Source organism: Polynucleobacter hallstattensis (assembly GCF_018881835.1).
Lineage (GTDB): Bacteria > Pseudomonadota > Gammaproteobacteria > Burkholderiales > Burkholderiaceae > Polynucleobacter > Polynucleobacter hallstattensis.
In genome coordinates this window covers 569,675-586,986 of sequence record NZ_JACVPO010000002.1, presented here as the reverse complement: position 1 = coordinate 586,986, position 17,312 = coordinate 569,675, and the positions used below count along the sequence as shown (strand labels likewise).

Here is a 17,312-nt window from a genome sequence, read left to right as displayed (position 1 = left end):
ACTTTAGACCCCATGGCCTTATTGCAAATCTCCGAACCTGGTAAATCACTTGCTCCGCATCAGCGTCGGATTGCGGTAGGTATTGATTTAGGTACCACTAACTCCTTGGTCGCAATTGTGCGAGATGCATTGCCTCAGGTTCTCCCTGATTCAGAAGGGCGCGAGTTGCTTCCTTCTGTGGTGCGTTATCTCCCAAATGGTAGAACCCAAGCGGGCTTCGAGGCCTCTGAAAGTATTGTCTCTGATCCCAAAAATACGATCGTTTCTGTGAAACGTTTCATGGGCCGGGGTATTGTGGATGTAGAGAATATCGAAAGCGCTCCTTACGACTTTGTCGATGAGCCCGGGATGTTAAAGATCAAAACAGTGGCGGGTGATAAGAGTCCCATTGAAGTTTCAGCAGAAATTCTGGCACGCTTGCGCCAGTTGGCAGAAGACTCAGTTAATGATGACATCGTTGGCGCAGTGATTACTGTGCCCGCTTATTTTGATGATGCTCAGCGTCAAGCAACTAAAGATGCTGCGAAGTTGGCTGGTATTGAAGTTTTACGTCTACTCAATGAGCCTACTGCCGCTGCCATTGCCTATGGTTTAGATAATGCCTCCGAGGGTATCTACGCGGTTTACGATTTAGGTGGCGGTACTTTTGATATCTCCATTCTGCGTATGAGCAGAGGTGTATTTGAAGTACTCTCAACTGGCGGCGATTCTGCTTTGGGTGGCGATGATTTTGACCATCGTCTTTATTGTTGGGTGATCGAGCAAGCTAAGCTTTCACCACTGTCGATTCAAGATCACCGTAAGCTCTTACTTTCTTGCAGACATGCTAAAGAGCAATTAAGTCACAATCCATTAGCACGTGTTCATGAAACCCTTGTAGATGGCTCCGTGATTAATGTGGGAGTGAGCCAAGCGCAGTTTTTTGAAATCACTCAGAACTTAATCAATAAGACTTTGCTTGCCGTGAAGAAGGCCTTACGCGATGCAGGCCTTAAGGCTGATGAAGTCAAGGGTGTTGTGATGGTTGGTGGAGCAACTCGCATGCCTCATGTACAACGTGCGGTGGGCGAGCTCTTCGGCACTAAACCCTTAAACAATCTCAATCCAGATCAGGTTGTCGCTTTGGGCGCCGCAATGCAGGCTGACTTGCTTGCCGGCAATCAAAGCAAGGATGATGAGTGGCTTCTATTGGATGTCATTCCACTGTCTCTCGGTATTGAAACCATGGGTGGCTTAGTAGAAAAAATTATTCCTCGCAATACGCCTATTCCGGTAGCGCGTGCTCAGGATTTCACGACTTTTAAAGATGGTCAAACTGCTTTAGCAATTCAGGTGGTGCAGGGCGAGAGAGAGTTGGCGCAAGACTGTCGCTCTTTAGGCAAGTTTGAATTGCGTGGCATCCCGCCAATGGCTGCTGGTGCTGCCCGTATACGCGTGACCTATCAAGTAGATGCAGATGGATTACTTTCTGTAAGCGCCATGGAGCAGGGCTCAGGTGTGCAAGCCTCAATAGATATTAAGCCATCATATGGTTTGACTGATGCTGAGATTGCCCGCATGCTGCAAGATGGTTTTGCCTCAGCCAAAATAGATCTCCTCTCAAGATCTTTGCGTGAAGAGCAAGTGAATGCCCAGCGATTACTAGATGCTGTACAAACTGCTTTGGATTCTGATCGTGGATTATTGAGTTCTCAAGAGCAGGCTGAGGTTGATCAAGAAATGGCCATCTTACAAAAGTTGCTTACAGAAGAAACTGATAGCGCCATTCTCAGAAAAGCAGTCGATCATGCCGCTAAGGCTACCGATGAGTTTGCCCAAAAGCGTATGAATGCCAGTATTAAGAGGGCATTAGCCGGTAAGAATGTTGCAGAAATTTAAGAAAAGAAAATTACCCAAATGACTCAGATCGTCGTTCTACCCCATAGCGAGTATTGCCCTGAAGGTGCTGTACTTGAAGTAACTCCAGGCACCTCCGTTTGTGAAGCCTTGCTAGAAAACCAGATTCCGATTGAACATGCCTGCGATATGGTCTGCGCTTGTACTACCTGTCACGTAATTGTAAAAGAGGGTTATCAGAGTCTGAATGAACCTGATGAGAATGAAGAAGATTTGTTAGACCGTGCATGGGGACTCAATCCTCAGTCTCGCTTATCTTGTCAGGCCATTGTGGCGCGCCAGGACCTAGTCATTGAGATCCCGAAATACTCCATTAACCACGCTAAAGAAAATCACTAATTTCTGGCTCGGTATTACACTCTAGAAATACAAGAGGATTAACGAGCGTATGAATATTCAGAATAAAGCAGGATATTTGATTGGGCTTACAGCGCTCTTGAGTGCTTGTTCAAATAATAGTGATCCCTATCAAAATATCGACTATCCACAGTCCTATACCCAAAGTGGTGGCTATAGCAGTTCGCCACAGTTGATTTCATCAGAGCAATTGCAGTCCTTACTCTCTCCGATTGCTTTATACCCAGACTCCTTGCTGTCTTTGATGCTATTGGCATCAACTTATCCACTGGAAGTGGCTGAAGCCTATAACTGGCGTAACAGCAATTCCAAACTGAGTGGCACTGCATTAGGGGATGCTCTCAAAGCGCAATCGTGGAACGATAGCGTGAAGTCACTGATCGTATTCCCGCAAGCATTCAATATGATGGGTAGTAAATTACAGTGGACCCAAAATCTGGGTAATGCTTATAAGCTACAACCAGCAGATACGATGAAGGCGGTGCAGGTTTTACGCAAGCGTGCCGTTCAAGCTGGAACTCTCAAATCAAATCAGCAAATTACAGTCAGTACTGATGCTAACTCGAACGTATTAATTGGTCCCGCCAATACTCAAGTGGTCTACGTGCCGAGCTATAACCCCTCCGTTGTTTATGGAGCTTGGCCTTATCCAGACTACCCGCCATATCCTGCTTACAACCCCGCTTGGGGAATGATGTCATTTGGTCTTGGCATGGCAGTAGGTGGTGCATTTTGGTCCACACCTAGCTGGTCTGATGGCACGATTAATGTGAACAATACAAATTCTCCTGGAAGATCGAATAGGGGGCTAATTGGTCCGAGTAGTATTCAGAACCAACAGCGCCTTCTCAATGATTGGAAAAATAATGCGAGCCCGCAAGATCGACAAGCGGCCAGAGCAGCGGGGCAACGAGCAGATAGCGCTTTTCAGAAAAATGCTACGCCACAAGAGCGCGCTCAAGCTGATCGCCTAAATCAAGAGGCAAGAAATGATTACCAGCAAGATCGTAGTAATCCAAATACCTATCGTGAGGCTGCCCAAGAAAATGCGATGCGAGAGCAAGCGCGTGCTGATCGAATGAATGATGATCGATTCGGTGGTCGCGGCGGTTTTGGCGGTGGTCGTATGGGTGGATTTAGGCGTTAATCTCTAAAGAAGACACTATGAAACTATTCCGGATAATCCCACTTGTCATTGGTGCAGTCTTGCTGTCGCAGGTAAATGCTTTTGCTCAGTCCGACCTGCCTAAAAATGATGCCTCCACTACTGCATTGGTTGAGCTATGCAAAAACCTCAACGATGCGGATGCTCAGAACTTTTGCTTTGGTTTTGGAGAGGGTGTTTATCAGGCTTATCTTGCCAATCGCAATTCAAAACAAAAGATGAGTATTTGTTTCTCATCGGAAGCTGGTACCAGAGAAGTTATTCTTCAGGAGTTCTTGGTTTGGAATCAAAATAATCCCCAATTCCATCAAGAGCGCGCAGCTAAGACGCTGGTTCGCTTCTTTGAAGCAATGTATCCCTGCAAATAGTAGGCACTTGGGTAGTATTAGCTATTGCACCAATCTGAGGCATTGTGCACGTTAAGTAAGCAATTCCTCGTCGGGGGAGGCTATCAATGGAATACGATGAAGTTGTTGTTCATTCTTAGGTAGTACCTCCATAGATTTATTTTTCAAACCACCCTACGGGGTGGTTTTTTCTTGGAATCATACTTACTTATAAATAGCCCACCTGAAATCAAGCTTCATCATGCGGCAGCTATTTATAGGGAGGTCTTTTAAGGAAACTCTTGTGGATTGGACTTTAAAGCACTTTTCTAGGATTCATGATCCCATTTGGGTCTAGAGCCTTTTTTATACTTCTCATCAATTCCAACTCTATAAAACTTTTTCTTGTTGTCAGTTCATCTCGCTTTAGTTGGCCGATTCCATGTTCGGCTGAAAATGAACCAGAATATTTATAAACTTCGTCATGAACCAAGTGATTAATCTCATTTCGTCTTCTTTCAAGCTCTTCAGAAAGTTTGGGATTAATAGGGGCGATGTTGTAGTGAAGATTGCCATCACCAATATGTCCAAAAATGACTGTTTGCAAATGAGGCCAAAAGTTTTTTAACTTTAGTTCTGTTGATGCAACAAATTTTGCTAGTTCGGATATTGGTAATGAAATATCATGCTTCACGATTGTCCCTAAGATAAACTGCGCCTCTGGTATTCCTTCTCTCATTCTCCAGAGATCTTTTGACTGCTGTAGAGATTTAGACAAGGCAGCATCGTTAATTAGTCCAATATCAAAGGCCCTCTCAAGTAAAGTCTCAAGCTGTGCATATGATTTTTCTTCATCCTCCATGCTAGATAATTCAATTAACGCCGCCCATTGACATTGATCATCGAGTAGTCCAGCTAATTTCTTCATCTTGCTGCTGAAAAGATTTAGGGCTGAAGATGAAATAATCTCAAACGCAGTTAAATCGGCATTGCAATGTTGGTTTATTAATTCAATGAGTTTGATACTGGATTGCATATCCGTAAGTGCAACTAGAGCTGTAGCTTTAGAGCGAGGCAATGAGAATAGTTTTAGTGTCGCAGCAGTAATAATTCCAAGAGTTCCTTCAGAGCCAATATAGATATCTTTTAAGGAGTATCCCGTGTTGTCTTTTCTGAGGCCTCGTAAACCATCAAATATCTCTCCAGATGGAGTAACTACCTCAAGACCTAGGGTGAGATCGCGCATATTTCCATAGCGAAGAACTTGCACTCCCCCTGCGTTGGTGGATAAGTTTCCACCAATAGTGCAGCTCCCCTCAGATGCTAGGCTTAAGGGAAATAACCTTCCCGATTGTTTTGCAGCCTCTTGAGCGTTAGCTAGTAGCACTCCGGAATCAAGGGTAATCGTAGAGTTTTCTAGGTTAACTTCATGGATTTGATTGAGTCTGCTTGTGACAATCACTACGGATGGATAGTCACTGATAGGGGTTGCGCCTCCACAAAGTCCAGTGTTTCCACCTTGGGGAACAATCGGTATTCTATTTTGATTGCATAGTGCAACTAAGGAGGCGACCTCTTCAACATTTTTGGGTTTCAATACAGCAATTGCATCCCCCGAAAACCGTTTACTCCAATCTGTTAAGTGAGCTTGTTTATCGGCGCTTGAGTTAGATACAAAGTCTGATCCAATGATTCCACTGCATTGCTCTAGGAAATTATTGTACTTATTCAGATCAACTCCTTTTGATATTCGGCGCCGCTAGACCCTCGATCATGATGTTGAGGCAGGACGGTAACTTACTCGCAATTGCTCGTTTTACTGCGGGCAGTATCGCATCCGAGTTTGTGAGTAATTCACCATAGCCACCAAAAGCTTGGCAAACCTTCTCATAACTGGATGGTAATAATTCGCAGCCAATAGTTCTTTCTTTGCCGTAATCTTTCAGTTGAATCTGATATTCAGCATTCCACCGTGCATCATTGCCAATCAAAAGGACAAAATCCAAGTGATAACGTACAGCCGTATCAATCTCTGCACTATGAAAACCAAAAGTACCATCCCCCATTACTGCAATGATGGGTACGTTTGGTTTTGCAACTCGTGATGCTAGTGCAAAAGGTAGGCCGGCACCAATAGAGCCAGCGACGCCGTTAAGAACGCGATTCGGTGCCCTCAAGCATGCCTGAGCCCATTGCCCAATTTCACCTCCATCACTAACCAGTATTGAATCGGGGTGACTATCCAGTATTTCCTGGAGCGGTAAAAATATTTGTGCTGGATGGATTCTACCCTCGCTTAATGGCAGATCTTTCCAGGCAGTGGGACGATATGTAATAGCTGAATCAACTTCTTTTAACCAGTTATCCAAGCCCGAATTTTTTGAAGGCTTGGCAGCAATTAGGGCGCTAATGGCACTGGGGGTGTCGCATATGAATGCAAACTTCAAGCGATCACCTACTGCATTTTTGACTCGCTGAATTTCATTTTCTTCAGGATCAATTTGTAAAAAGGTGCACGCTTGATTAATGCCGGGACTATTGCCAAACTTCAAAGTGAAGTCGAGCTTTTTACCAAGCAGAAGAATGCAATCAGCCTGCGATAGCACCTCAGAAAAGGCGCCAAGACTAGGATCACCTATACCTCTTGGGCTTTCCATGCCGATAACAGGAATATTGAATGCTTCCTGAAGCTGAAGTAACTGCTTTCTGCCAGACTTTGAAAGCATCATGGGTCCAACAAGTATGAGCGGCTTCTTTGCGGCAATGAGTAGCGAAACGATCGATGAAACATCTGATGATTTAGCAGGCTTATGCTCTCTCAAAAAGTCCTCGCTTGAGGGCATCGAGATATTTGATGGGGAGGGAGATTCTAGAATATCGCTAGGTAGACTGAGATGGGTAGGCCCTGGTCTTCCCGACTTTGCTATTTGTATTGCCTTTGCCGTATCGGAAGAAATGTCTTCAACTTTTTGGCATGTCCAAGAGGCTTTTGTTAAGGGGGCGGCAATATCTGCTTGAGCCATCTCTTGAAACGCACCTTTGCCCAATTGATTTAGGGGTGCATGTCCTGAGATAAGGACAACCGGCGATTCAGCCATTGATGCGGTATAAAGGGCTGAGACTGCATTTGCATGTCCAGGACCACCTGTTACCAAAGCAATGCCAACTTCACCAGTTAGTCTCGCCCATGCATCCGCCATATGGACAGCTGCAGCCTCATGCCGAGTATGTACCAACTCAATTTTCGAATCAAATATTGAGTTGTACGCAGGCATGATGTGATTTCCAGAAAGTGTAAACACTTTAGTCACACCAGCAAGTTCCAGTGCCTTGATAAAGTTATCGGCACCACTGGTAATTTTTGTAGTCATAAAATTCAATTCCTCAATTTCATTCAGTGTAGATATTGGTCAGTGCAGGATACGATATTTTGCGAATTTCATTTCATCAAAACAGTTTACGTTGTATTGCTAAATCGAATTCATTCCTAAATTTTTTAAGCTAGAGAGGATTTGCATGGCCTTAGGTAAATATGAGTGATAACCCTTAATCATTCAGCGTCATCTATGGGGCTTGGTTATATGGATGTTTTAAAAATAAAATAAATAGATATGAGAAAGGGTATTTTAATTCCACCCCATATTTTTTTGGGATAGACTACTTTCAATTCAAGCGCAGTCAGAATCCAAATATAAATAACCTAATGAGGAGATGAGTATGCATGCTGAACATATTGAAAATGATGTAGTTGCTCCACCACGCACTATTGAGGGTGCTAGTGCATGGGTAGGTAGGGCGATTCAAAATGATCCTAGTTGGGTTTTGCACTGGAATTCAGAGCAAATTTCTGAGCTTGAGTTGGCAGCAGATCATTTTCTTAGCTCGGGTATAGCCCTGGAAGACATCACCCCTGAATCATTCCCCCTAAAAAAACTGGCTCCCTTTATAAATAGTGTTTTAAATGAACTTCTGGTTGGGCGTGGCTTTGTTATGTTGCGGGGACTTCCAATTGAAAATTGGTCACTAGAAAAGTCTGCCGCTGTTTACATGGGTCTTGGCCGTCATATGGGCACCTTAAGAAGCAGCAATGGCAAGGGCCATCTTTTGGGGCATGTGCGCGATCAAGGTGTCAAGGTCGAAGCGGGTGTGCGCTTTTATCAAACCAATAAAAAACTTGATTACCATACCGACTCTGCGGATATTGTTGGCTTGCTTTGCTTGCAAAAGGCTAAAGCAGGCGGAGAGTCTTTCATTGCAAGTTCAATGTCGCTCTATAACAAATTGATTGAGCGTAGGCCGGATTTGATTGCTGCCATGTTTACCCCATACCCAACTGATCGTCGAGGTGAGGTGCCCGAGGGTCGGGATCCATGGTTTGAGATTCCAATCTTTAATTGGTATCAAGGACATTTGTCCTGTGTTTACTTGCGGCACTATATAGAGGATGCACAACACCTCTATCCTAATGCTCCTAGACTAACTCGCGAGCAAATTGAAGTCATGGATGAGATTGATGCTATTTTGCAAGAACCTGGTTTTGCCTTGCAGATGGCATTTGAACCTGGTGATATTCAATTGCTGCATAACCATCAAATTCTTCATTCAAGAAACGACTTTGAGAATTGGCCCGACCCGAAGCTTCAGCGACATTTGTTGCGACTCTGGATTGCGCCACCTTCAGCCAGACCACTGCCAGCATACTTTGGTTCACGATGGGGCGGTGTTGTTCCGGGAGATAGGGGCGGAATATTGGTTCCGGGAACAAAACTTTCCGTTGAGCTAGCTACATAGCCAGATAAACTAATTATTCGTTTAAACCCCTACTTCATTTATCTTTATTTGTCTTTAGTATGAAGTTTGATGTTCGTTGAGTGCCTTATCCAATATAGGAGGTAGCATGCTGAAGTTAATCAATAGACGATTCTTTCAAGCGGTATTTTTGATGGGATTGGCGACAGAAATTGCAGTAGCTCAAAATTATCCAAATAGACCTATTACTTTTATCGCCCCTTATGGAGTTGGCGGTGATAGCGATTTTTCCGGTAGAAATTTAGCGCCAATTGCTGGTAAGTTATTGGGCCAGAATGTCATTATGCAAAACGTTGCGGGTGCATCGGGTACGATTGGTTCGCAGAAAGTTCGCACATCTACTCCAGATGGATATACCTTATTAATTTCTCGGGGCGGCTCTCAGGCAATTGTGCCTGCACTTGATAGTAGTACGCCTTATAAATGGAATGACTTTACGTTTATCTCCTTACTTGATTTTAATCCGGTAGTTTGTGTAGTAAAGCCTGATTCAGCCTATAAAAATATGAAGGAATTAATCGCAGCGATTAAAGCAAATCCAACTAAGTTGAATTACTCTACTGCAGGTGCAGGGACCACTCAGCATTTAGCTGTTGAAGTATTTTTGCGTGATGTTGGTCTGCCATCTACAGCTGCAACGATGATTCCTTATAAGAGTGCTGGACAGGCCACAACTGCATTGTTAAGTGGAGAGGTAGATTTTTTATGCAATAACTTAACAACAATTGCAGGTCAAATTAAAGGCAATGCTATGCGACCCTTAGTAACATCAACTGCTACTCGCTTAAAAGATTTTCCAAATATCCCTACTGCAAAAGAAGAGGGCATGGGTAGTCTCGAGAAGGTGATGGGTTGGAGTGGTCTATATGGACCTCCTGGACTATCACCTGAAGTTGTTGAGAAGTGGCAGACAATTCTTAAAGAGGTGGCAAAAAATCCTGCATGGTTAAGTGGAAATGATACGGTGGGGGCAATCCCAGCAATTCGTTCACAGGCAGATACCGAAGCCTTTGCGAAAGAGCAGTTCGATCTTTATAGCAAATTAGGTGCTGAGCTCAATCTTAGAAAATAGAGTGTATTTGGCAACCAAAAGAAAGGTCCGGCATTGCTGGACCTTTCTCATTTATCAACGTGACTATTGAAAAGATCTTTTTAAGATTAATCTTTTCTCAATAAAATGGATAAAAAATGCTGCTTAATTACTTGTGTAATTTTTTCACGACCGTGTTTTTTTCGTTCCAGCAATCCCACCTTACGAAAAATTGTTTTTCCAGACAATTCTGAGACACGTAAATACTTGTCAGTTTCCCAGGCAATGTTGGCGAGCTTGGGAACAATCGCGTAGCCTAGGCCCTGCCTAACAAGCTCAATAATCGCCTCTACTGAATTGAGCTCCATACCTTCTTTAATGTTTAATTTATTCGCCCGAATAGTTTGATCCACTAGATGACCTGTCCATGTGTTTCTCTCAAAGCGTATAAAAGGAAATTCATTAGCTAACTCTTTTGGCGTAAATCCCCTTTTATTTTTTCTTGCAGGGTAAATCGCAATCATGGGCTCTGTGTAAAGCTCGGTCCATTGAATATTTTGAGGTAAGGCATAGGGCGACTCAGTCACTATTGCCGCATCCAAGCTACCTTCTATTAGTTGCTCTAGAAAGTTGCTAGAAAGACCGGCAATCAGTTTAATTTCAAGTTCCGGATAGTTTTGCTTGAGCTCATTCAAGGTATTTCCAAAGGCGCCCATTAGGGTTGAGACCAATGCACCTAGAACAATGGTGCCACTGAGTTCAGATTTAAAGTTTGACCCAAGGGTCTCGTAGCGTTCAATGATTTCCGAAATTGGTTCAACCAAGGATCTGCCATGGTAATTGAGGGTCATTGAGCGCTTGGTTCTATCAAATAGCTCTACCCCAATATCTGCCTCTAGTTGTTGTAACTGCTGTCCTGCAGCAGCAGCAGTAAGCCCTATTTCACGTGCAGCGGCAGCCACGCTCTTATGCCTTGAAATGGCTAGGAAGTTCTTGAGTACTCGAATGCTAGACATGGGCTTAAATATAAAGTATTTCTTTATCTCGTAGAAAATTATATTCGATTTTTATTTTACTATCTATCGATATAATCGAGCCATGTCTAATGTAGATCTCAAAGTAAAAGTCTGGCGCGGAGCTCAAGAAGGTGAGTTTATTGAGTATTTGGTGCCTCGAAATCCAAATCAAACGGTGCTGGATGTGGTTACCTATATTCAGCGCAAGTTAGACCCAACCCTCAGCTATCGATTTGCTTGTAGGGTAGGTATGTGTGGTTCTTGTGCCATGACAGTGAACGGCGTTGCTCGCTGGACATGTCGTACCCACGTTTCCCAGATTGTTGAAGGGGACTCCCTGGAGATTGCTCCTTTAAATAATCTCCCAGTCATTAAAGATCTTGCTACCGATATGCGAGAGTTCTTTAATAAGTGGAAGGGTGCGGTTGGTTTTTTCAAGGGAGACAAAACCCGTCATGATGATTTTGCAAGAGTGGAGCCAGAGTCTACTGAACGGCAATTGGCCAATGCTGGTATTGAATGTATCGGCTGTGGAGTGTGCTATTCCTCTTGTGAAGTTGTTCAGAGTCGGCCCAACTATCTCGGACCAGCCGCCCTAAATCGTGCTTGGACCTTAACGAATGATGTGCGTGATGTACAGCAATTGGATCGCTTACGTGCCGTTGCTGGTGATGAAGGTTGCCATGCATGCCATACACAGGGATCTTGTACAGAGCGTTGCCCTAAGAAGCTCGAACCTACGGCCAGCATTGCTGGTCTCAAGAAATTGGTGGCTAGAGCTGCAGTGAGAGGTAGCAAGTGGGGCAAGTTATGAGCCAAGCCGTACTTCAGGCAAAGCTCTGGTATGCCCAAAGAATCAGCGCCATGGTTTTGGGTCTTTGTGTCAGCATCCATCTTGTCATTATTTTCTATGCAATACGCGGCGGCTTAACGGCTGAGGAGATTCTGGGGCGCACTCAAGGCAATATTGCTTTTGCTATTTTTTATGAGATTTTTGTTTTAGCCTGCTTTGTGCATGCGCCTATTGGCTTGGCCAATATTCTCGAAGAAACGTTTTCTAAGGGGCTCATCTCTAAAACCGTATCCTCGCTCCTGGCAGTGCTTATACTTATCCTAGGAACCACGGCCGTGATTGGTGTCTACACCGGAGGCGCGCTATGAGCTCAAGACCAAAGCTTGATTTACGCGCAAAGTCTCACCTCTCCTATTTTGCTTATGCATGCCATCGCTTCTCCGGTCTGCTATTGGCTTGCTTTATACCTTTGCACTTCTTAATGCTTTCTCAGTCTTTGCGTGGCGCCAGTGGTTTTGAGCGCTATTTGGGCTTAACGGACTTTTGGGTTTTTAAATTCGGTGAGTGGGCGCTGGTTATTTTGTTGGCGATCCATTTAGTGGGCGGAATTCGACTCATCATGATTGAGTTTGGTCCATGGCGCGGATTACGTAAGGCTTGGACTCAAATAGCTATTTTATTTGGTATTGCTTGCGGCCTTCTATTTTTGTATTTAGCAAATTGATTGGGTAATTTATGCAGTTACAAATGAAAGCAGTTGAGGACGCTTGTAAGGAGCTCTACATCCGCGCCTTAAAAGTGCTTCCGGATGATGTGAAAGCTGGGATTGAACGCTTAAATCAGGGCGAGTCAGATGCACGTGCACAGGTGGTTCTCAAAACGATGCTCACCAATATTACCGTTGCGGAGCGTGAGGACAATCTACTTTGCCAAGACACTGGTTTACCAATTTACAAGGTCAAGATTGGCCGTAATGTTCAGCTAGATGGTATGGAGCTCAAGGCGGCGATTCGTAAAGGTTGTGAGCGAGCAACTACTGAATACCCCTTACGCTCTTCTGTAGTCCATCCGATCACGCGCAAGAACAATCACACATCCTGCGGTATTGATATGCCAGCAATCAGCATTGATTTTTGTGATGATGATGAGATGATTGAAATCGAAATGGTTCCAAAAGGAAGCGGTTCAGAAAATAATTCTTTTTTGAAGATGGCTATTCCTGCCGATGGAATTAATGGCGTGAAAGCCTTTGTTATCGAGAGTGTTGTGTCTGCGGGAGGCAAGACTTGTCCGCCAACGATTGTTGGTGTTGGTATTGGCGGCACCTCTGAGCAATGCGTTGCGATGGCTAAGCGCGCTGCTACAAGGGCATTGGGTAGTGTGTGCAGCGATGAAGAGGGCGCCAAGTTGGAGCAAGAATTAACTGCTGCCGTCAATAAATTGGGTATTGGTCCTCAAGGCTTGGGTGGTGACGGTACGGCATTTGCTGTGCATGTAGAGCTAGCTCATACGCACATTACTTTAAATCCAGTAGCTGTCAATATGCAGTGCCACTCAGCGCGTAGAGCGCGAGCAACCTTCACGCCTGATGGTGTGACTTACGGATTCTAAGAAAAAGATGGCTCATTACAACCTCCCAACTCCTGTTAGCGAATCGGATATTCGAAAGCTGCGTATTAACGATACAGTGACTCTGCAAAATACCTTATTTGGTATTCGGGATGCGACGCAAATTCACCTGTTTGATAAGGGTCGAAAAACGCGTTTTGATCTCAATGGTCACGCAGTAATTCATACGGCTCCTAATGTGCGCAAGGTGGCGGTGAGTGAAGAATTCCCAGCTGGATATCAAGCGATCTGTATTGGTACAACCACGTCAGATCGCATGGAGCGTTTTACGCGTCCACTGATGACCGAGAATGGCGTGCGAATGATTGTAGGTAAGGGCGGAATGCGAGAAGAATCTGCGGCCGCTTTTCAGAAAATTGGCGGCGTGTATCTAGCCATTATTGGAGGTACAGCAGCGCTCGAGACAACGTGGATTGAGCAAATTGAAGACGTTGATATGGATGATCTCAATCCAGAGTCTCTCTGGCGTTTCAAGATTAAAGACTTTGGTCCCCTGCTAGTAGCAATGGATAGCCATGGTGGCAGCATTTATCAAGAAGTGAAAAGTGATGTTGCACGCAATAAAGAGGCCGTATTAAAGAGCTTAGGAATTTCCTTATGAATATCGCTACTCTTGAGACAGACATTCTCATTCTAGGTTCTGGTGGTGCAGGACTGTTTGCAGCTTTGCATGCACACCAAACTAACCCAAATCTACACATCACCATTGCGGTTAAGGGTTTGCTGGGTAAATGTGGCTGTACTCGCATGGTGCAAGGTGGTTATAACGTGGCGCTGGCAGAGGGTGACTCTGTTGAACGTCATTTCATGGACACAATCGAAGGTGGCAAATGGTTGTCGGACCAAGAGCTGGCTTGGACATTGGTAAATAAGTCGGTTGAACGTATTCGTGAGCTTGAGAATGAGCTCGGCTGTTTCTTTGATCGCAATCCCGATGGCACGGTTCACCAAAAAGCGTTTGCTGGACAAACTTTTGACCGCACAGTCCACAAGGGCGATTTAACTGGAATTGAAATTATCAGTCGACTGGCTGAGCAAGTGTGGGCTAGAGGAATTCATCGTCTTGAGGAGCATAGGGCGGTCGAGTTAATTCATAGTACTGATGGAAAGTCGCTTGCTGGTGTATTAATGCTCAATATGACGACGGGTCAGTTCACTTTGGTGCGAGCGAAGGCGGTTCTGCTGGCCACAGGCGGTGGGCCTACCATGTACAAGTACCACACACCATCAGGTGATAAGAGTTGTGATGGCTTAGCTATGGCACTTCGTGCGGGTCTTACTTTGCGCGATATGGAAATGGTGCAATTTCATCCAACTGGCTTATTGGCGGGACCTGGCACTAGGATGACGGGTACCGTACTTGAGGAGGGATTGCGTGGCGCAGGTGGTCATTTACTCAATGGCAACAAAGAACGTTTCATGGGTAACTATGATCCGCGCAATGAACGCGCTACTCGAGATATCGTTTCGCGATCGATTAATTCTGAAATTCGGGCAGGTAGATCTACTCCTAATGGCGGTGTCTATATTCAGATGAGTCACTTAGGTCCTGATAATGTGCGCAAGCTATTTAAAGGTATGGTCGAGCGATGCACGGATAGCGGCTTTGATTTGGCCGGTGATTTGGTAGAGGTTGTTCCAACTGCGCATTACATGATGGGCGGATTAATTTTCAAGGCGGATTGCAGTACCGAGTTACCAGGTTTATTTGCGGCAGGTGAAGATACTGGAGGAGTGCACGGAGCAAATCGCCTGGGTGGCAATGGTGTAGCTAATTCCACCGTGTTTGGTGGCATTGCCGGTGAAGAGATGGCAAATTGGGTTGTATCCCAGAGTCTGCAAGAGTGCAATATGGAAGAGGTGCTTGCTAGCATCAAGGCGCACGAGGCCCCACTAGAGAGACCGGCTGGCGATATTGAATCGATTCGTGACGCCCTAGCAGAATGTATGTGGGATGACGTGGGTATTTCAAGAACAAGAGAGAGTCTGTTACGTGCTCGCGTGAAACTCGATCAGATTGATCAGCAGCTCCATCAAATGGGGGTAGGCGACATCCAGAGGGAATACAGTATTACTTGGCAAGACTGGATGAATTTAAGTAATCTGATCTTAGTGAGTAAGTCGGTAACAGAGGCTGCTCTTGCTCGAGAAAACTCGAGAGGCGCTCATTATCGTGATGATTTTCCGCAGCCCGGCTCCTTGGAGGAGTCTTACTTTACCGCTGCTCATCTGGGTAAAGACGGCTTAGTAATTAAAAATAGACCAGTTCAATTCACGATGATTAAGCCAGGCGAGACTATTTTGGTAGAGGCCTAATATTTTTGAATTGATTGAGCCAGCCTCATTTGCGCTAGCAACTTTAATAGTCCTTTGCGCATTTTTTATCTTTGGGGTTTCTGGATTTGGCTCTTCAATCGTAGCCGTCCCTTTGCTAGTGCAGATATATCCACTGAAAGTGGTGGTTCCAATGATGGTCATCATTGATATTTGCGCCTCCCTTTACGTTGGCAGAAAGTCATCCGGAGATGCAAATACCCAAGAGTTGAAATGGCTATTCCCTTTTAGCTTAATTGGAATGGTATTAGGGATCTTTCTATTGATAAAAGCGCCAAGTGAGCCCTTGCTGCTGATACTCGGGATATTTGCAGCTGTTAACGGTGCACGTGTTTTGGTTCAGAGAAATATGGAGTTTCGAGATCCCATTAATAGATGGTGGGCACTGCCATTTGGATTTTTTGGTGGTGTATTTACAGCCCTCTTTGCTACGGGCGGACCGGTATACGTCTCTTATCTCGGTTTAAGAATTAATAATCCCAAAGTGCTTCGTGCAACTATGGCATTCGCTATTTTTATGTTGACATTTTTGCGGCTCACCTTAATGTTGGTCACGGGACTCATCTTGAGCTGGGAGGTAATTGGTCTTGCAGTTTGCCTAATGCCAGTCACTTTCTTAGGAATTTGGACAGGCTCACATGTTCACACGAAGCTAAGCAACACTTCTATGCGCATTGCCTATGGGTCGATATTGGTATTTGCGGGTTCCATGTTGTTGTTTAGACAGCTAACGTAAAATATTTTTCAGGGTAAATAAAAAGCGAGGATGAATCCTCGCTTTTTATATCCCGCTAGTAATTCTTACTGAGCACTAATGTTGCGACCCTTAATCACTTTTTCCCAGTTGGCTGATTCAGCTTTGATCTGAGCATCAAATTCTTTCTGAGTATTCACTATTGCAGTTAAGCCATTCAACTCCAAGCTCTTTTGCATAGCTTCAGACTTCACCGCCTTAACAGTAGCGTCGTAGATTTTGTCCGTAATGACCTTAGGTGTGTTGGCCGGTGCCACTAAGCCAAACCAACCGGTGCTCTCAAATCCAGGGATGCCACTTTCGGCAACTGTTGGAACATCGGGAAGTTGCTTGACGCGTTTAGCGCTAGTGACGGCAATTGGCTTAATTTGACCAGCTTTTGCAAAACCCGTTGCGGCAGTGAGGTTCCCAACCATAAAGTCTATTTGTCCCGACACCAGGTCATTGATAGCAGCAGATTCACCTTTATAAGGTACATGGGTCGCAGGAATATTGGCAGAATAGGTTAAGTTTTCAGCAGCCATATGAACTTGGCTTCCAATGCCTGCAGAGCCGAAATTCAGATCCTTAGTTTTGGCATAAGTAATAAACTCGTTTAAATTTTTAACCGGGATTTTGCTACTGACAGATAGCAACATGGGACCGCTAGCAACATTGGTAATGTTTACAAAATCCTTGCTGTAGTTAACTGGTAATTTTTTGTATAAATTCGGATTGACGGTAAGCATACTGCCTGAGGCAAGCATGATCGTATAACCATCTGCAGCTGATTGAGCTACTAATTCAGCAGCGATATTGCCACCAGCGCCACCTTTATTTTCAACGATGACGTTTTGCCCTAAATCTTTTGTTAATTGCTGGGCTAAGAGTCGCCCAAGAATATCGGTAGTACCGCCGGCTGCAAAAGGAATGATTAATTTAATCGGCTTTGTTGGCCAGGATTGCGCTGTTGCTAATTGAGGCAAAGCAAGGGTGAGGGCCCCTGCAAGTAAAACTAAACGCCTACTTAAATTATATTTTTTATTCTTAAACATCGGTGACCTCCAGTGGTAATTTGATCTTTATATCTTAGCTACTTAGCTATGAAAAAAATATACTCAACTGCTACTTAATAGTTATATGCTTATTCACTACTGCTGTCTCCCTCCATCCATCTTGCAGCATTTCAAGATACTCTGTGCACTGCATCACGAATTGGGTATT

Annotated in this window: 17 protein-coding genes; 13 read left to right on the top strand and 4 right to left on the bottom strand. The window is 44.6% G+C overall.

The genetic code is table 11. The annotated features are described in order from the left end of the window. Positions 1-12 precede the first annotated feature (12 nt). Genes hscA through ICN26_RS09390 form a run of 4 tightly spaced genes read left to right on the top strand, consistent with a single transcriptional unit; the run spans position 13 to position 3,786 of the window. Positions 13-1,878, top strand: coding sequence for a Fe-S protein assembly chaperone HscA (gene hscA, locus ICN26_RS09405; RefSeq protein WP_216268153.1), 1,866 nt, complete (start codon positions 13-15; stop codon positions 1,876-1,878). Between the two features lie 18 nt (positions 1,879-1,896). Then, on the top strand, positions 1,897-2,235 hold the full coding sequence (gene fdx / locus ICN26_RS09400) for an ISC system 2Fe-2S type ferredoxin (RefSeq protein ID WP_216268152.1): 339 nt from the start codon (positions 1,897-1,899) through the stop codon (positions 2,233-2,235). A gap of 49 nt (positions 2,236-2,284) precedes the next feature. Continuing rightward, positions 2,285-3,400, top strand: coding sequence for a DUF3300 domain-containing protein (locus ICN26_RS09395; protein ID WP_216268151.1), 1,116 nt, complete (start codon positions 2,285-2,287; stop codon positions 3,398-3,400). Positions 3,401-3,417: 17 nt separating this feature from the next. Further along, positions 3,418-3,786: a Rap1a/Tai family immunity protein gene (locus ICN26_RS09390; protein WP_216268150.1), complete on the top strand. Its 369-nt coding sequence runs from the start codon at positions 3,418-3,420 to the stop codon at positions 3,784-3,786. A gap of 274 nt (positions 3,787-4,060) precedes the next feature. Here ICN26_RS09390 and ICN26_RS09385 read toward each other — a convergent pair whose 3' ends face one another. Next, positions 4,061-5,341 carry an FAD-binding oxidoreductase gene (locus ICN26_RS09385; protein ID WP_255534466.1) on the bottom strand — a complete coding sequence of 427 codons (1,281 nt, stop codon included), beginning with the start codon at positions 5,339-5,341 and terminating at the stop codon, positions 4,061-4,063. Between the two features lie 136 nt (positions 5,342-5,477). Further along, positions 5,478-7,115: a thiamine pyrophosphate-binding protein gene (locus ICN26_RS09380; protein WP_216268149.1), complete on the bottom strand. Its 1,638-nt coding sequence runs from the start codon at positions 7,113-7,115 to the stop codon at positions 5,478-5,480. Between the two features lie 346 nt (positions 7,116-7,461). On the opposite strand from ICN26_RS09380, the gene ICN26_RS09375 reads away from it, so the two are divergent. Both ICN26_RS09375 and ICN26_RS09370 read left to right on the top strand, forming a co-directional pair. Further along, entirely contained in the window at positions 7,462-8,535 is a 1,074-nt protein-coding gene (locus tag ICN26_RS09375; RefSeq protein WP_216268148.1) for a TauD/TfdA family dioxygenase, read from the top strand. A 106-nt stretch (positions 8,536-8,641) separates the two neighbouring features. Beyond that, complete coding sequence (locus ICN26_RS09370; protein ID WP_216268147.1) at positions 8,642-9,625, top strand: Bug family tripartite tricarboxylate transporter substrate binding protein; 984 nt, start codon at positions 8,642-8,644, stop codon at positions 9,623-9,625. A gap of 86 nt (positions 9,626-9,711) precedes the next feature. Here the strand turns inward: ICN26_RS09370 and ICN26_RS09365 are convergent, their stop codons facing one another. After that, positions 9,712-10,599, bottom strand: coding sequence for a LysR family transcriptional regulator (locus ICN26_RS09365; RefSeq protein ID WP_216268146.1), 888 nt, complete (start codon positions 10,597-10,599; stop codon positions 9,712-9,714). Between the two features lie 82 nt (positions 10,600-10,681). On the opposite strand from ICN26_RS09365, the gene ICN26_RS09360 reads away from it, so the two are divergent. Genes ICN26_RS09360 through ICN26_RS09330 form a run of 7 tightly spaced genes read left to right on the top strand, consistent with a single transcriptional unit; the run spans position 10,682 to position 16,091 of the window. After that, positions 10,682-11,413 carry a succinate dehydrogenase/fumarate reductase iron-sulfur subunit gene (locus ICN26_RS09360; RefSeq protein WP_216268145.1) on the top strand — a complete coding sequence of 244 codons (732 nt, stop codon included), beginning with the start codon at positions 10,682-10,684 and terminating at the stop codon, positions 11,411-11,413. Further along, positions 11,410-11,760, top strand: coding sequence for a succinate dehydrogenase (locus ICN26_RS09355; RefSeq protein WP_216268144.1), 351 nt, complete (start codon positions 11,410-11,412; stop codon positions 11,758-11,760). Before ICN26_RS09360 ends, ICN26_RS09355 begins: the two co-directional genes overlap by 4 nt. After that, entirely contained in the window at positions 11,757-12,116 is a 360-nt protein-coding gene (gene sdhC, locus ICN26_RS09350) for a succinate dehydrogenase, cytochrome b556 subunit (protein ID WP_216268143.1), read from the top strand. Before ICN26_RS09355 ends, sdhC begins: the two co-directional genes overlap by 4 nt. A gap of 11 nt (positions 12,117-12,127) precedes the next feature. After that, positions 12,128-13,003, top strand: coding sequence for a fumarate hydratase (locus ICN26_RS09345; RefSeq protein WP_216268142.1), 876 nt, complete (start codon positions 12,128-12,130; stop codon positions 13,001-13,003). A gap of 7 nt (positions 13,004-13,010) precedes the next feature. Continuing rightward, positions 13,011-13,622: a fumarate hydratase C-terminal domain-containing protein gene (locus ICN26_RS09340; protein ID WP_216268141.1), complete on the top strand. Its 612-nt coding sequence runs from the start codon at positions 13,011-13,013 to the stop codon at positions 13,620-13,622. Continuing rightward, complete coding sequence (locus tag ICN26_RS09335; RefSeq protein WP_216268140.1) at positions 13,619-15,337, top strand: L-aspartate oxidase; 1,719 nt, start codon at positions 13,619-13,621, stop codon at positions 15,335-15,337. The genes ICN26_RS09340 and ICN26_RS09335 overlap by 4 nt, the downstream gene beginning before the upstream one ends. 10 nt (positions 15,338-15,347) lie before the next feature. Beyond that, the gene (locus tag ICN26_RS09330; RefSeq protein ID WP_216268139.1) at positions 15,348-16,091 is read left to right on the top strand and encodes a sulfite exporter TauE/SafE family protein; all 744 of its coding nucleotides are present in this window, start codon (positions 15,348-15,350) and stop codon (positions 16,089-16,091) included. Positions 16,092-16,156: 65 nt separating this feature from the next. On the opposite strand, the gene ICN26_RS09325 is transcribed toward ICN26_RS09330, so the two are convergent. Further along, positions 16,157-17,143, bottom strand: coding sequence for a Bug family tripartite tricarboxylate transporter substrate binding protein (locus ICN26_RS09325; protein ID WP_216268138.1), 987 nt, complete (start codon positions 17,141-17,143; stop codon positions 16,157-16,159). Positions 17,144-17,312 lie beyond the last annotated feature (169 nt).

What these genes read in the sequence shown, in the direction of transcription:
- ICN26_RS09325 (WP_216268138.1), bottom strand. Translation starts at nt 17,143, where the DNA reads ATGTTTAAGAATAAAAAATATAATTTAAGTAGGCGTTTAGTTTTACTT.
- sdhC (WP_216268143.1), top strand. Translation starts at nt 11,757, where the DNA reads ATGAGCTCAAGACCAAAGCTTGATTTACGCGCAAAGTCTCACCTCTCC.
- hscA (WP_216268153.1), top strand. Translation starts at nt 13, where the DNA reads ATGGCCTTATTGCAAATCTCCGAACCTGGTAAATCACTTGCTCCGCAT.
- ICN26_RS09390 (WP_216268150.1), top strand. Translation starts at nt 3,418, where the DNA reads ATGAAACTATTCCGGATAATCCCACTTGTCATTGGTGCAGTCTTGCTG.
- ICN26_RS09355 (WP_216268144.1), top strand. Translation starts at nt 11,410, where the DNA reads ATGAGCCAAGCCGTACTTCAGGCAAAGCTCTGGTATGCCCAAAGAATC.
- ICN26_RS09395 (WP_216268151.1), top strand. Translation starts at nt 2,285, where the DNA reads ATGAATATTCAGAATAAAGCAGGATATTTGATTGGGCTTACAGCGCTC.
- ICN26_RS09340 (WP_216268141.1), top strand. Translation starts at nt 13,011, where the DNA reads ATGGCTCATTACAACCTCCCAACTCCTGTTAGCGAATCGGATATTCGA.
- ICN26_RS09360 (WP_216268145.1), top strand. Translation starts at nt 10,682, where the DNA reads ATGTCTAATGTAGATCTCAAAGTAAAAGTCTGGCGCGGAGCTCAAGAA.
- ICN26_RS09335 (WP_216268140.1), top strand. Translation starts at nt 13,619, where the DNA reads ATGAATATCGCTACTCTTGAGACAGACATTCTCATTCTAGGTTCTGGT.
- ICN26_RS09365 (WP_216268146.1), bottom strand. Translation starts at nt 10,599, where the DNA reads ATGTCTAGCATTCGAGTACTCAAGAACTTCCTAGCCATTTCAAGGCAT.
- ICN26_RS09375 (WP_216268148.1), top strand. Translation starts at nt 7,462, where the DNA reads ATGCATGCTGAACATATTGAAAATGATGTAGTTGCTCCACCACGCACT.
- fdx (WP_216268152.1), top strand. Translation starts at nt 1,897, where the DNA reads ATGACTCAGATCGTCGTTCTACCCCATAGCGAGTATTGCCCTGAAGGT.
- ICN26_RS09370 (WP_216268147.1), top strand. Translation starts at nt 8,642, where the DNA reads ATGCTGAAGTTAATCAATAGACGATTCTTTCAAGCGGTATTTTTGATG.
- ICN26_RS09345 (WP_216268142.1), top strand. Translation starts at nt 12,128, where the DNA reads ATGCAGTTACAAATGAAAGCAGTTGAGGACGCTTGTAAGGAGCTCTAC.
- ICN26_RS09380 (WP_216268149.1), bottom strand. Translation starts at nt 7,115, where the DNA reads ATGACTACAAAAATTACCAGTGGTGCCGATAACTTTATCAAGGCACTG.